Below are 12,687 nucleotides of genomic sequence, written 5' to 3'. Positions count from 1 at the left end.
CCATGGACATGCCTCCGATTCTTGCCGGCATCCGCCGCCAGATGGACAACCTCTCCGATCGCCAGCGCGTGATCGCCCAGAACATCGCCAACAGCGAAACCCCGGGCTTCAAGGCACGCACCGTCGAGGACGCCGATTTCTCCGATCTGGTCGGCAACAGCACGGGCGGCATCCGGGTCGCCAAGCCGCGCGTCGAGCTGACCGCAGGCATGAAGGGCCTGGGCGCGATCCAGCCGGCGGGTGCGGGCATCGTGCTCGACAAGGACATCAGCGAGACCAAGCCTGACGGCAACAATGTCACGCTCGAAGACCAGCTGCTCAAGCTCGGCCAGGTCCAGGCCGACTTCACCGCGATGACCAACCTTTACCGCAAGCAGATCAGCATGCTGAAAACCGCTGTGGGGAAGGGCGGCTAAGTCCGCTTCCTGGTTGATGAAAGCGAAAAGGCCCGCGAGTGATCGCGGGCCTTTTCCTGTTTCTGCCCCTCTCCCGCTTTGCGAGAGAGGGTAGAGCTATCCTCGAAGCGGGGACCTGCACGACTGAATCGAAAAGCCCGTCCCCACGCTCTCGCGAAGGACGGGCTTCTGTCATTTGTTGAGCTGTCGGCGGGAAGCACCCAACCGTGAGACCGTTCCTGGTGCGTTACAGCCGCGCGTTGATCGAGATCGGCGCCGGGGCCTCGCTCGAGGCCAGGCCGCCACCTGCACTATAGGTCATGTTGCGGGTGCCGGTCAGGCGCTGGGCCTCGGCGGCGATCGCGCCCATCATGTCGGTCGACAGGTCGATCTGGCGCTTGAGGATCTGCTGGTTGACGGTGGAGGCGTCACGCAGCCCACGGCTCGCCTCGGCCAGCCGCTCGCGCTCTTCGGGGGCGAGCCGCTCGGCCCAATTGTCCGGCGCCTCGCGCTTCATCCGCGCCACTTCCGCTTCGATCCGGCCGGTCAGGCGGAGCTTGACCGCGGCGATCTCGGGCATTTCGGGGAAATAGGGCGCCCGGGACAGCTGCTCGCTTTCCTCTTCCATGATGTGGGTGAGGGATACCATTGCGTCGATAAGCTGCTCGGTCACTTACTTATTTCCCCCCTGAAGCTTGATGATCTGGTCGAGCACGACCGGCGCGAGGCCGATGCCACCGCGTTCGGCGATCGAATTGCCGAGCTTTTCCGCCATGATGCCGCGGAACATCTCCTCGCCGTGGCCGCCCGAGAACTCGCCATCGCCCTGCTGGACACTTTCGAGCATCAGCTGGGTCATCTGGCCGAGGAACACCGCTTCGAAATTCTTGGCGGTCTCGCGGTTCTTGGCGTCGAGCTTGGGATTGTTCGTGGTGGCCGGGACCTGGGGCCCCGGCGCATTGGTCACGTTCTGCATCACTGTACCTCGATATCGGCCTGGAGGGCGCCGGCGGTCTTGATCGCCTGAAGGATGGTGATCAGGTCGCGCGGGCTGACGCCCAGCGTGTTGAGCCCGCTCACCAGCGTCTGCAGGCTGGCGCCGTCGATCAGCGCCAGGCTGGCGCCGTTGCCATCGTCCACCTGGACGTTGGTGCGCGGCACCACGGTGGTCTGGCCGTTCGAAAGCGGTGCGGGCTGCGACACCTGCGGGCTCTCGGTGACGGTGATGGTCAGGCCGCCCTGGGCGATCGCCACCGGCGTGATCCGCACATCGGCGTTCATCACCACGGTGCCCGATGCCTCGTTGATTACGACGCGGGCGGGCTGGTCGACCTTGACCGAAAGCTCGCCGATGCGGGTGACCAGGTCGATCACGTTGCCGACGAAGTTCGGGCCCGGGGTGAGCTGCACGGTCGCGGGGTCGAGCACGGTGGCGCTGCCCGGATATTTGGCGTTGATCGCCGCGGCGATGCGGTCGGCGGTGGCGAAGTCCGGGTTCTTGAGCGCCAGCTTGAGGCCGGTGGCCGACTGGAGCGAATAGGGGACTTCGCGCTCGATGATCGCGCCGCCGGCGATGCGGGCGGAGGTGGTCACGCCGCGGCTGACGCTGGCGGCGGCACCTTGGCCCTTGAAGCCGGAGACTGCGACATTGCCCTGGGCGACGGCGTAGATCTCGCCGTCGAGGCCGCGCAGCGAGGAGACGATCAGCGTCCCGCCCTGCAGGCTGGTCGCGTCGCCAAGGGCGGAGACCTGCACGTCGATATGCGAACCGTTGCGCGCGAAGGGCGGCATCGTCGCGGTGATCGAGACGGCGGCGACGTTCTGCGTCTTCATCTCGGTGCCGCGGATGTTCACGCCCATGCGCTCGAGCATGGCCTGCATCGATTCCTCGGTGAATGGCGTGTTGCGCAGGCGATCGCCGGTGCCGGCCAGGCCGACGACCAGGCCATAGCCCACGAGCTGGTTGTCGCGAACGTTCTCGACGTTGACGACGTCCTTGATCCGCGTCTGGGCCATTGCGGCCGGTGCGATGGCCGTGCTCAGCAGCAGGGCGATCATGGGAGCGGCGTAGCGCAGCATATAACCCCTGGGAGTGGAAAATTTCCGATAATTCTCTTATAGGATAGAGGTAGGCAAAAAGTGCCGAAGGACGAGATTTCGTGCGTATCGAGAACCTCCAGGGACCCATGCTGCAAAGCCTGCTGGCTGCGCTGCCCAAGGTCGCGTCCGGCTTCTCGGTGAAAGAAGGCGAGGCGCCCGCCGCGCCTGCGCCCGTTCCGCAGGGGACCAACGCCGCACAGGCGCTCAATCCCTCGGTCGCGATGCTCGTCACGCTTGCCGCCGCCGATCCTGCGATCGAGCGCCGCCGCAAGCAGGCAGTCGATGCCCAGCGCGGCGTCGACATGCTCGACCAGCTTAACCGCGAGTTGATCGCCGGCGTGGTCAGTCCGGCGAAGCTCCAGGCGCTCGTCGAATGGTCCGAGACCTTCGAGCACAGCGACGATCCCGCTTTGGCGGCCATCCTGTCCGATATCGAGCTGCGCGTGCGAGTCGAGCTGGCCAAACTCGATCTTCAGGCCTGATTTCACGCCCGGATTTACCCTACGGCATCGGCGACTTTTCAGTTTCAAATCCGAACGCATTTGCATACCCGGTTTTTGGAACCTAGGGAGGCGGCGACGGTTTCGCATTCAAAAGGGCGAGATCGTTTCACCCATGACCGGCCGTCAGAGCCCGGCATGGAGACCCCTCGAGGAGAGTATGCCTATGTTGGCTTTGCTTATGGGGCTCGCCGTCGCAGCGGCCCCGGCACCCCAGTCCGGCGACGCAGTCGTCGGTCGCTGGAAGACCCCCGTGCACAATGGAATCGTGGAGATCGCGCGCTGCGGCACGTCGATCTGCGGCAAGATCGTCTCGTCCGACAAGCTGCGCACCAATCCGAACCTGGCCGATGCCCAGAACAGCGACAAGGCGCTGCGCAACCGGCGGCTGATGAACCTGCAGATCCTGTCGGGCTTCAAGCAGCAGGGCGCCGGCTGGTATGGCGGCAAGATCTACAATGCCGAGGACGGCAAGACCTATAGCGCCGAAGTGACGATGACCGGCAACGACCAGCTCAACCTGCGCGGCTGCGTATTCAAGCCCTTCTGCCGTACCCAGACCTGGACCCGCGTGCGTTAAGGCGCGTTTCCCAGTTTCCGTTCAGTACTGCGTATCAAGGATTACCCGAATGTCCCCCTACAAGGTTTCGCTTGCCACCGGCGGCGCGCTGTTCGCGCTGATCGGCTTCTCTCAGGCTGCCAACGCCCAGGCCTTCTACCTTCAGGAACAGTCCGCGCGCGCCGCCGGCCGCGCCTTCTCCGGTGAGGCCGCCGACACCGGCTCGGCTTCGATCTGGTGGAATCCCGCCTCGATCGGCGGCATCGAGAATGGCGATGGCACCATCTCCGCTTCCGTCATCCTGCCGCGCGGCGAAGTCGTCGACAGCGGCACGCTGATCGTCCGCCCGGGCCAGCCCGCCGCGCCGGTCGGCGGCAACGGCATCACCCGCAACCCGATCAACAACGGCGTGCTGCCCTCGGGCGCGATCGCCGTGCCGCTCAACGATCGCATCGCGCTCGGCGTGTCGATCACCTCGCCCTACAGCTTCACCACCGATTATCCGTCGGACAGCTGGGCGCGCTACAGCGCCGACAAGACCAAGCTGCGCACCATCGACATCCAGCCGAGCATCGGCGTGGCAGTGACCGACTGGCTGCGCGTCGGCGCCGGCCTCAACATCGAATACACCGATGCCAGCCTGAGCAACGCGCTGCCGAACCTCGCCGCGACGCTGCCGGACGGCCGCCAGGAACTGAAGGGCGATGGCTGGGACTTCGGCTGGACCGCCGGCGTGCAGCTCCACTCCAACCGCTTCACCCTGGGCCTCAGCTACAAGTCGGCGATCGAGCACACGCTGAAGGGTGACCTGACCGTCTCCGGCCTGGTCGGCCCGCTCGCGACGTCGAACATGGCGCTCTCGGGCATCGAGGCGAAGTTCTACACGCCGTCCCAGGCGATTGCCGGCGCCCGCTTCGCGGCGACGGACAAGCTGACCCTCAATGCCCAGGTCATCCGCTATGGCTGGGACAAGTTCGATGCGATCCGCCTCGGCGCGCCGGTCAACGCCGTGCTTCCGGAGAATTATCGCACCAGCTGGAGCTATGCCGGCGGCGTCGACTATGCGGTGTCGCCCAAGGTGACGCTGCGCGCCGGCGTCCAGCGCGCGACCACGCCGACCCAGGATACCGAGCGTGACGCCCGCGTGCCGGATTCGGATCGCTGGAACTTCGGCGTCGGCGGCAGCTATGCGGCGAGCAAGAAGCTCTCGCTCGATCTCGCGGCCAATTATGTCAGCTTCGCCGACGCACCGATCGACCGCGTTACCGCGGCTTATGCCGGCACTGCCGCGCAGACGCCGATCCTCACCGATGGCGAACTGCGCAACGCCAGCGCCGTGGTGCTCACGGCAGGTGCGCGCCTGAAGTTCTGACGGACTCTGAACGATCGCGGGGAAGTGGCGCTCAGGCGCGCTTCTTCGCGATCTTCAGGACGTAGCTGATGACTTCCGCCACGGCGGCATAATGCTCGACCGGGATCGGGTGATCCAGTTCGGCATTGGCATAGAGCGCGCGGGCAAGGGGGCGGTTCTCGACCAACGGGATATTGTTCTCGGTCGCGATCTCGCGGATCTTGAGCGCGATCGCGTCGACGCCCTTGGCCACTACCACCGGCGCCGCCATCTGGCCGTGATCATATTGCAGCGCGACCGCATAGTGGGTCGGGTTGGTGATCACCACGCTCGCCTTGGGCACGTTCTGCATCATGCGGTTGCGCGAGCGCTGCATCTGGATCTGGCGGATCTTCGCCTTGATGTGCGGATCGCCTTCGCTCTGCTTGTGCTCGTCCTTGATCTCCTGGAGGCTCATGCGCATCCGCTTGAGGAACGCGCGGCGCTGCCAGACGAAATCGAACAAGGCGAGCGCGCCGACCAGCATCGCGATCGGGCGCAGCATCGAATAGACGATGCCGTGCGTGGCGCTGCCCACTTCCTGCAGGTCCGCGCCGACCATGGAGTCGACGGTGGCGGCATGGGGCCATGCCAGATATGCCGCCACGCCGCCGACCAGGCAGAGCTTGGCGACGGTCTTGGCGTATTCGACCAGCGCCTGCTTGCCGAACATCCGCTTGGCGCCGCTGGCCGGGTTGAGCTTGGACCATTTGGGCTTGACCCGGCTCCAGCTGATCATCGGCCGGCCCTGGAGGATGCCGCCGATCAGCGCGATGGCGAACAGCGTGCCGAGCACCGGCATCAGCGCGGTCGCGGTGGCGCTCAGCACGCCAGTCGCGAAGTCCTCGGCGCCCTGCGGCTCCATCCGGAAATCGTCGGCGCTGCCCCATAGCCGCACGAACAGATTGCCCATCAACTGCATGGTATAGGTGCCGAGCCCGCCCATGACGACGAGCATGCCGATGAAGATCGCGGCATGCTTCATCTCGGGGGCCATCGGCACGTCGCCCTTCTCGCGGGCGTCCTCCAGCTTCTTGTCTGTAGGGTCGTGTGTCTTGTCGTCCTGGTCCGTATCGCCCGACATCACCAGCCTCCCTGCATCGCATCGCCCATGGCGCGGGCGAAGAAGGTGAGCATGGTGCCGAGCGTGGCCGCGGCCAGGCTGATGCCGAGCAGCAGGTTGAGCGGCTGGGCGATGAAGAAGACCTGGATCGCCGGGGCGACGCGCGCGGCGAGGCCGAGCGCGACGTTGAAGACGATGCCGTAGATGAGGAGGGGCGCGGCCAGGCTGAGCCCGAGCGTCATCGAGCGGGTGATCGCCTCGACCGCGAGCATCGCGAAGTCATGCGCCGGCGGCAGGCCGCCGACCGGGAAGCTCTGGTAGCTGTGGACGATCGCGCCGAGCCAGAGATGGTGGACCTGCATGCCCATGCAGACCAGCGCCGCCGCCATGGCGACGAACTTGGAGAGCATCGGCGCGCTGCCGCTCTGCGCGGGATCGAAGATCACCGCGGAGGACAAGCCGATCTGGGTGGAGATGATCGATCCCGCCATCGAGACCGAGAAGAACAGGATCTTGACGATCATGCCCATGGCCAGGCCGGTCATCAGCTCGGCGACGAGCACGGCGGGCAGGGCGGCGCCGGCCTCGACCGCGACGCGGGCAGGGGCGCCGACCAGGCCGTACATGGTGGCCGAGAGCCCGAAGGCGATCATCAGCCGGATGCGGCCCGGGATCGCATCGTCGCCGAACACCGGGAGCAGCATCAGTACCGCGCCCACGCGGGCGAAGACGATGAAGAAGGCCGAGGCCTGCAGGGCAATATCGGGGGGCAGGGTCATCCGCCGGTCACGATCATGCCGCTGATCTTGGTCATGAAGTCACTCAGCGCCGCGCCGATCGTCGGGAGCATCAACAGCAGCACCAGTCCCATCGCCAGCAGTTTTGGGACGAAGGTGAGTGTCGTTTCCTGGATCTGCGTCAGCGCCTGGAGCAGGCCGATGACGGTGCCCACGATCAGCGAGGTCAGCAGCAGCGGACCTGCGATGGTGAGCACCAGCATCAGCGCACTCTGCGCCAGCGCAAGGACCTGCGACGGCAGCATCGCGGTTAGATCTGCATCCGCATGATGTCGGAATAGGCGTTCACCACGCGGTCGCGCACGGCGACCATGGTGTCGAGCGCGGTCTCGGCGGCGCCGATCGCGGTGACGACGTCGATCAGGTCGCCCTTGCCGGCAACCTGCTGGGCCGACGCCTTCTCGGCGGTGCGCAGCTGGTCGGCCGTGCCGGTGACCATGTCCTCGACCATTGCGCCGAAGCCGCCGGCACTGCCGCCGGTCTTGATCGGGTCGGTCTTGCTGTTGGTACCGCCAAGGCCTGCGACGCGGCCATAGGCCGACATCGCATCAAGTGCTCCGATGGACATTCCGGGTATCCTTTACTTGAGGAGATCGATGGTGCGCATCGTCAGGCTCTTCGCGGCCTCGATGGCATTGAGATTGGCTTCGTAGCTGCGCTGTGCAGCCTTCATGTCGGCCGTTTCGATCAGGCCGTTGACATTGGGCTTGAGGACATAGCCGTCCTTGTCCGCGGCCGGGTGGCCCGGCTGATAGACCTTGGTGAAATCGGACTTGTCGTTCTCGATCGACTTGACCTTCACGCCCATGCCGCCGGTCGAGCGATCGATCTCGGCCTTGAAGCTGGCGACGCGGCGGCGATAGGGATCGCCGCCCGGGGTGTCCGAAACCGAGTCCTGGTTCGCCAGATTTTCCGCGATCACGCGCATGCGCAGCGACTGTGCGCGCAGGCCCGAGGCGGAGATGCCGAGCGAGGTCTTGAGGTCCATGGTCGTCCTTCCAGCCAGCCCCCGATGGGCCGTTTCCTCCATTGTAGGCAAAAATTGCCGGGCCGGGCGCCGAGCGCGGAAAAAAGGTTCCTATAAGTCATCCAGAAAGGAACACGCATGTCAGTGCTCGACGGAATTATGGTCGATATGTCGATCGTGCTGGGCTCGGCCAATGTGCCGATCCGCCAGGTCCTGCAGATGAGCCGTGGCGCGATGATCCCGCTGGAAAGCAGCCAGGATGATCCCTCGCTCGTATATGTGAATGACGAACTCGTCGCGAAGGGCGTCGTCCTGGTCGACGGCGAAGTGATGTCGCTCGAGATCACCGAGCTCGTGAAGAAGCAGCGCCACTGATGGATATCCTGTCGATGCTGCGCACCATCGGTGCGCTCGGAATGGTGCTCGGCATGCTCGCCGGCGCGCTGTGGTTCGTGAAGCGCTATGACGTGAAGCTGCCCGGCCGCGTGAGCAGCTCGCGCCGCAAGCGTATCGAGATCGTCGAGCGGCTTTCGGTCGACGGCAAGCGCTCGGTCGCGCTGATCCGCCGTGACGGGATGGAGCATCTCGTGATGTTCGGCCCCGAGGGCCAGTCGACGATCGAGACCGGCATCGCCGCGCCCGAGCCGGCCGAGCCGGAAGTCGCCGCGGAGCCGGTGCCGGCCGCCAACCTGGCCGAGGATCTCGCCGCGCTGCGCGGCAACTTCGCCAAGCTTGTCGATCGTGTCGAGCTGCCCAAGCTTCCCGAGATTTCGAAGCTGATCGAGCTGCCCAAGTCGATCGAGCTGCCGAAGCGCCCGGCCAAGCGCGCTGCCGCCAAGGTCGCCTCGCCCACGGTGGTTGCAGCCTGCACGCCGTCGGCCCAGCGTCCGCCCAAGCGCGTCCGCGAGCCGCGCAACACCACGCGGTGGAACCGCGCAGCGGTCCGGGCCGCGATCGATGCATAAGATCCTCGCGGCGGCGGTCGCCGCCCTGATCCTCATGCCGGCTGAGGCGTATGCCCAGTCCAAGGGCACGACGATCAACATCGGCGGCGCTGACGGCGCGCTCTCGGCCAAGGCGATCCAGCTGGTGCTGATGCTGACGGTGCTCAGCCTGGCCCCAGGCCTGCTGATGACCGTCACCAGCTTCACCCGCATGGTGGTCGCGCTCTCGCTGCTGCGCACCGGTATCGGCGCGCCCGGCGTGCCGCCCAACCCCGTGATTATCAGCCTGGCGCTGTTCCTCAGCTTCTTCGTCATGGCCCCCACCTTCAACAAGGCGTGGGAGCAGGGCGTCGATCCCTACACCAAGGGTCAGATCACCGAGCAGGTCGCGTTCGAGCGCACCGCCGAGCCCTTCAAGAAGTTCATGCTCAGCCAGGTGCGCGACGGCGATCTCAAGCTGTTCGCGGATCTGGGCGGCAAGCCGATCCAGAACCGCGCCGAGACCCCGCTGACGACGCTGGCGCCGGCCTTCATGATCTCCGAGCTGCGCCGCGCCTTCGAGATCGGTTTCCTTCTGCTGCTGCCGTTCCTGGTCATCGACCTGGCGGTGTCGGCGGTGCTGATGGCGATGGGCATGATGATGCTACCGCCACCAACGATATCCCTGCCGATGAAGATCATCTTCTTCGTGCTGGTGGATGGCTGGGCGCTGGTCGCCGGGTCGCTGGTCAAAAGCTTCGCCACATAGCGAAGCGGCCGAGTGTTCAGGGAAGAAAGGGCGGGTGCCGGGGGGCGCCCGCCCTTTTTGCTTTGGGGGGCAGAGGGTTGTTCAATCAATCCTCCCCCCGGAAAGCGAGGATTGCAGTGCCGTATATCTGTGCTGCCGATAGCTAACGCATCGAAGATATGCTTCACTTCGCAGATGACGCGTCGGAAAGGCTGCACCATCGCGCTCGTGGTCTTGGCGATGCTGCTGGCCTATGGCGTGCTGTTGCTGCTCTCGCATCTCCCCTGGCCCGTATCCGATCCGGCAAGGCTGGCGGCGATCCGCGGCGAAGCCCAAGCGCTGATCGCAAGATATCCGGCCAGGCCGCCGGAATATCATGCTTCCATCCCGGAGAGCCAATGGCCCGCTGCCATTGCGGGCCTCCATCCCGATCGCGTCATCGTGCACGAATGGGGCGTCGATATCCTGATCAAGCCCTTTTTCGATGGCGGTTGGGGATATCATGTCGGTGCCGGCAAGCGGGCGTTGCCGATGCTCGAGGGCTGTTATTCCGAGCTCAGCCACAAGGTCTTCTGGCACGGCCCCTGCTGAGCGAGGCCGTGGTTCCGTCCCGTCCTTGCAATGTAGGATTTCGTCTGATCGACCGGTCCTGCCCGCCTGATGGCTGGCCACTCTTTCATTCTGTTGGAAAAATAGGATCACGCTGCCGCAAGAATATTGCGAGATCGGACGCGTCTCCGGGAAAATAGGGAAGATAGCTAGGGCGAAAACCCGCTCTTGGCCTGTACTTTGTGTACTTCCGCGAGTCGGAGCGCAACCAGTGTTGGAACGCAAAAAGAGGCGCCCGTGCCACGGCACGGACGCCCCAGTCTGCGTTAAGAGCGTAGAGCCGTTCAGCTATGCGCGGCGGGGCTGTCCAGCCAGGCCGAGAGCTCGGTATAGGAAATCGGATCGTGGAAGGCGATGCCCGCGAATTCCTCGTTGCTCCAGCGCGTGGTGCAGCGGCGCGTGGGCAGGCCGGGGATCATCAGGATCACTTCGCTGTCGACGCGCAGCGTGCGCTGCAGGCGCAGGCAGGCGCCGCCCTGGGATAGGTCGGCGACGATCACGTCGATCGAGCGGCCGAGCGAGCTGATCCGCGCCGGCACGTCGGCGGTGAAGCGCGGCGAGCGCGGGCGCGCTGCGGTGGCTTCGGCTTGGGGCTTGCCCAGGATCGCGTTGACGTCGGCGGGTGCGTCGAAGCGGACTCCGGCGCGGCTGCCCTTGGTCCAGGCGATCGCGCCGCTCAGCTGGGCGCCACCGCGCAGCTCGACGCTGATCTTCATGGCCGGCAGCAGGGACGCGATCGTGTCGATCTGCATGCCATGCTCGGAAATGTTCCGTACGCGGCAAAGCTGGCCGGGATTGCCCTCATGGCTCAGCTTGCCGACGAGCAGGGTGGCCACGGCACGTGGCGCGCGCTCGACCCAGTCGTCGCGATCCTCGAATGCGCTGGCGGGGATGGCTTCCACTATGTCCTCGGCTGGTTGCGGGTTCATACTATTTTATAGGTAGAACCGTGGCGGACGCGGGCCCCCACGCCGCAAAATACGTAGTTTACGCAGGGGTAGCCTGGGTGATCGCGACCTTGCGGACGACGCCGGCGCCGAACGCTTCGGGGGCCGATGCTTCCACTACCTTGCGGAACTGGTCGAGGCTGGGCAGCAGCCCGTCCTTGCCCGCTGCCATCGGCGTCTTGAAGGTGCGCATGTTGATCGCGTGGAGCAGCAGCGGCAGCCGCGCGGTCACCTCGGACGACTTGTCCTCCGGCACCTCGAGGTTGAACTGGAACTGGACATAGCCGGTCAGGCGGCCGTCATCGGCCGAGACGAGCGGCGCGAGCAGCTTGTCGACGGGCACGAACGCCGTCTTGACTTCCTCTGCAGCTGCCGGAGCCGAAGCGGCCTGGGCAGGGCGGGGCCCCAGCACCAGCAGGGTGCCGAATGCGGCAGCGCCCCCCAGGCCAAGCCCGGAGAGCAGCACGACGATCAGGAACAGGATCTTCTTCATGGCGCCGATACTCAGAACTTGAAGCTGCTGTCGGTCGGCAGCGAGGAAGCTTCCGCCTTCAGGACGATGGTGATCCGCCGGTTCTCCGGTCGATCGGGCTGGTCCGGGAACACCGGCCGGGTGCCGCCCATGGCGACGACCTCTGCGAAGCGGTCCGCTGTCATGCCGGATGCGATCATCGCCTGGCGTGCGGCGAGCGCGCGGGCGCCCGAAAGCTGCCAGTTGGCGTCGCTCTGGCCACCGCCCGAGGCATCGGTATGCCCCTCGATCGCGATCTGGCCGCCCGACTGGGCAAGCTTGGCCGCGGTCTTGGCGAGCAGCGAACGGGCGAACGGGTTGAGCTCGGCGGTGCCGGCGCGGAACATCGACTGCTTGTCGGTGTCCATCAGCGTGATGCGCATGCCGTTGCGGTCCGGCTGGATCGCAACGCTCTTGCGGCCCTGGTCCTGCGGCACGGAATCGAGCGCGACCTGCAGCTCGCTGGCGAGGACGCGCATCGAGGTGTCGGGCACATTGGCGGTGCCGCCGCGCGCCGCGCCGCTGGTCGCGGCCTCGGTGGTCGGCGTGCCGTTGGCGCGGCTGCTGTCGTTCGACGAACGACGCGCCTGGCCGCCAGCACCTTCCGACGTTCCCATCACGGGCGTCGACGGCGCGGTGTCGGACACGGTCGGCGAGAAATAGGCGGCGAGGCCCTTCAGGCGCTGCTTGTCCGGATTGGCGATCAGCCACAGCAGCATGAAGAACGCCATCATCGCGGTCACGAAGTCGGCATATGCGACCTTCCAGGCGCCGCCATGGTGACCCCCGGCGACCTTCTTGACCTTCTTGACGATGATGGGGCGATCATTGCCGCCATAAGCTGGCATGGTCAGGCGCTCCGAAGCGCGTCGCGCATGCGCTGCTGCACGGCGCCGAGGCGGATATGGCCGATCGCGGTGAGCGAGTCCTCGCCACCGGCAATCCGCTCGAGCAGGTTCACGCACTCATCCGCATGCTGGATGAGATAGTCGAAGTCCTGCAGCTGCTCGAGGTAGGAGGCCGCGAAATGCTCGTCGCAGACGAGCACTTCCGCCAGTGCCTCGAGCTTCACCCGCATCTCGCGGATCTCGTTCGCCACCACGGTGTGGAGCGTCGACGAGAAGGGGTCGAAGCCGGCGATCGCCTGCGAACCGGAGAGCTGTGAGGGGATGGGCATG

General features: G+C 65.7%; 20 protein-coding genes. 8 read left to right on the top strand and 12 right to left on the bottom strand.

Annotated elements, in window-relative coordinates; genetic code table 11:
- The first annotated feature begins 2 nt into the window (after positions 1–2).
- Positions 3–416: a flagellar basal body protein gene (locus tag HNP52_RS16015; protein WP_184168632.1), complete on the top strand. Its 414-nt coding sequence runs from the start codon at positions 3–5 to the stop codon at positions 414–416.
- A gap of 226 nt (positions 417–642) precedes the next feature.
- Here HNP52_RS16015 and HNP52_RS16010 read toward each other — a convergent pair whose 3' ends face one another.
- The 3 genes from HNP52_RS16010 to HNP52_RS16000 are packed head-to-tail and all read right to left on the bottom strand — an operon-like array spanning position 643 to position 2,474.
- Complete coding sequence (locus HNP52_RS16010; RefSeq protein WP_184168631.1) at positions 643–1,068, bottom strand: flagellar protein FlgN; 426 nt, start codon at positions 1,066–1,068, stop codon at positions 643–645.
- Entirely contained in the window at positions 1,069–1,371 is a 303-nt protein-coding gene (locus HNP52_RS16005) for a rod-binding protein (protein WP_184168630.1), read from the bottom strand. It abuts the gene before it with no gap.
- Positions 1,371–2,474, bottom strand: coding sequence for a flagellar basal body P-ring protein FlgI (locus HNP52_RS16000; RefSeq protein WP_184168629.1), 1,104 nt, complete (start codon positions 2,472–2,474; stop codon positions 1,371–1,373). The genes HNP52_RS16005 and HNP52_RS16000 overlap by 1 nt, the downstream gene beginning before the upstream one ends.
- An 80-nt stretch (positions 2,475–2,554) precedes the next feature.
- Here HNP52_RS16000 and HNP52_RS15995 point away from each other — a divergent pair, with 80 nt between their 5' ends.
- The 3 genes from HNP52_RS15995 (at position 2,555) to HNP52_RS15985 (ending at position 4,926) form a co-directional block, all read left to right on the top strand.
- Entirely contained in the window at positions 2,555–2,977 is a 423-nt protein-coding gene (locus HNP52_RS15995; protein WP_311768492.1) for a flagellar assembly protein FliX, read from the top strand.
- A 184-nt stretch (positions 2,978–3,161) separates the two neighbouring features.
- Positions 3,162–3,575: a DUF2147 domain-containing protein gene (locus HNP52_RS15990; protein WP_184168628.1), complete on the top strand. Its 414-nt coding sequence runs from the start codon at positions 3,162–3,164 to the stop codon at positions 3,573–3,575.
- Positions 3,576–3,624: 49 nt separating this feature from the next.
- Complete coding sequence (locus HNP52_RS15985) at positions 3,625–4,926, top strand: OmpP1/FadL family transporter (RefSeq protein ID WP_184168627.1); 1,302 nt, start codon at positions 3,625–3,627, stop codon at positions 4,924–4,926.
- A gap of 31 nt (positions 4,927–4,957) precedes the next feature.
- On the opposite strand, the gene flhB is transcribed toward HNP52_RS15985, so the two are convergent.
- Genes flhB through flgC form a run of 5 tightly spaced genes read right to left on the bottom strand, consistent with a single transcriptional unit; the run spans position 4,958 to position 7,792 of the window.
- Positions 4,958–6,028 (bottom strand): flagellar biosynthesis protein FlhB, encoded by a 1,071-nt coding sequence (gene flhB / locus HNP52_RS15980; protein WP_184168626.1) that lies wholly within the window; start codon positions 6,026–6,028, stop codon positions 4,958–4,960.
- A complete protein-coding gene (gene fliR / locus HNP52_RS15975; protein ID WP_184168625.1) occupies positions 6,028–6,786 on the bottom strand; it encodes a flagellar biosynthetic protein FliR in 759 nt (252 codons plus the stop codon). Before fliR ends, flhB begins: the two co-directional genes overlap by 1 nt.
- A complete protein-coding gene (locus tag HNP52_RS15970) occupies positions 6,783–7,049 on the bottom strand; it encodes a flagellar biosynthetic protein FliQ (protein WP_184168624.1) in 267 nt (88 codons plus the stop codon). The genes fliR and HNP52_RS15970 overlap by 4 nt, the downstream gene beginning before the upstream one ends.
- A gap of 5 nt (positions 7,050–7,054) precedes the next feature.
- Entirely contained in the window at positions 7,055–7,372 is a 318-nt protein-coding gene (locus HNP52_RS15965; protein ID WP_184168623.1) for a flagellar hook-basal body complex protein FliE, read from the bottom strand.
- Between the two features lie 12 nt (positions 7,373–7,384).
- On the bottom strand, positions 7,385–7,792 hold the full coding sequence (gene flgC, locus HNP52_RS15960; RefSeq protein ID WP_184168622.1) for a flagellar basal body rod protein FlgC: 408 nt from the start codon (positions 7,790–7,792) through the stop codon (positions 7,385–7,387).
- A gap of 117 nt (positions 7,793–7,909) precedes the next feature.
- Here flgC and HNP52_RS15955 point away from each other — a divergent pair, with 117 nt between their 5' ends.
- From HNP52_RS15955 to HNP52_RS15940, 4 genes are all read left to right on the top strand, one after another.
- Positions 7,910–8,146: a FliM/FliN family flagellar motor switch protein gene (locus HNP52_RS15955; RefSeq protein ID WP_184168621.1), complete on the top strand. Its 237-nt coding sequence runs from the start codon at positions 7,910–7,912 to the stop codon at positions 8,144–8,146.
- A complete protein-coding gene (locus tag HNP52_RS15950) occupies positions 8,146–8,736 on the top strand; it encodes a flagellar biosynthetic protein FliO (RefSeq protein ID WP_184168620.1) in 591 nt (196 codons plus the stop codon). Before HNP52_RS15955 ends, HNP52_RS15950 begins: the two co-directional genes overlap by 1 nt.
- A complete protein-coding gene (gene fliP / locus HNP52_RS15945) occupies positions 8,729–9,463 on the top strand; it encodes a flagellar type III secretion system pore protein FliP (RefSeq protein ID WP_184168619.1) in 735 nt (244 codons plus the stop codon). The genes HNP52_RS15950 and fliP overlap by 8 nt, the downstream gene beginning before the upstream one ends.
- A 174-nt stretch (positions 9,464–9,637) precedes the next feature.
- A complete protein-coding gene (locus tag HNP52_RS15940; RefSeq protein ID WP_184168618.1) occupies positions 9,638–10,033 on the top strand; it encodes a hypothetical protein in 396 nt (131 codons plus the stop codon).
- A gap of 302 nt (positions 10,034–10,335) precedes the next feature.
- Here the strand turns inward: HNP52_RS15940 and HNP52_RS15935 are convergent, their stop codons facing one another.
- The 4 genes from HNP52_RS15935 to HNP52_RS15920 are packed head-to-tail and all read right to left on the bottom strand — an operon-like array spanning position 10,336 to position 12,686.
- Positions 10,336–10,980 (bottom strand): PilZ domain-containing protein, encoded by a 645-nt coding sequence (locus tag HNP52_RS15935; protein WP_184168617.1) that lies wholly within the window; start codon positions 10,978–10,980, stop codon positions 10,336–10,338.
- A gap of 58 nt (positions 10,981–11,038) precedes the next feature.
- Positions 11,039–11,491, bottom strand: a complete 453-nt coding sequence (locus tag HNP52_RS15930) for a hypothetical protein (protein ID WP_184168616.1) — start codon at positions 11,489–11,491, stop codon at positions 11,039–11,041.
- Positions 11,492–11,502: 11 nt separating this feature from the next.
- The gene (locus HNP52_RS15925) at positions 11,503–12,357 is read right to left on the bottom strand and encodes a flagellar motor protein MotB (RefSeq protein ID WP_184168615.1); all 855 of its coding nucleotides are present in this window, start codon (positions 12,355–12,357) and stop codon (positions 11,503–11,505) included.
- A gap of 2 nt (positions 12,358–12,359) precedes the next feature.
- Positions 12,360–12,686: a hypothetical protein gene (locus HNP52_RS15920; RefSeq protein WP_311768491.1), complete on the bottom strand. Its 327-nt coding sequence runs from the start codon at positions 12,684–12,686 to the stop codon at positions 12,360–12,362.
- Position 12,687: the final 1 nt, after the last annotated feature.

The organism is Sphingomonas kyeonggiensis (genome assembly GCF_014204495.1).
Lineage (GTDB): Bacteria > Pseudomonadota > Alphaproteobacteria > Sphingomonadales > Sphingomonadaceae > Sphingomonas > Sphingomonas kyeonggiensis_A.
This window is presented reverse-complemented; position numbering and strand designations above follow the sequence as displayed.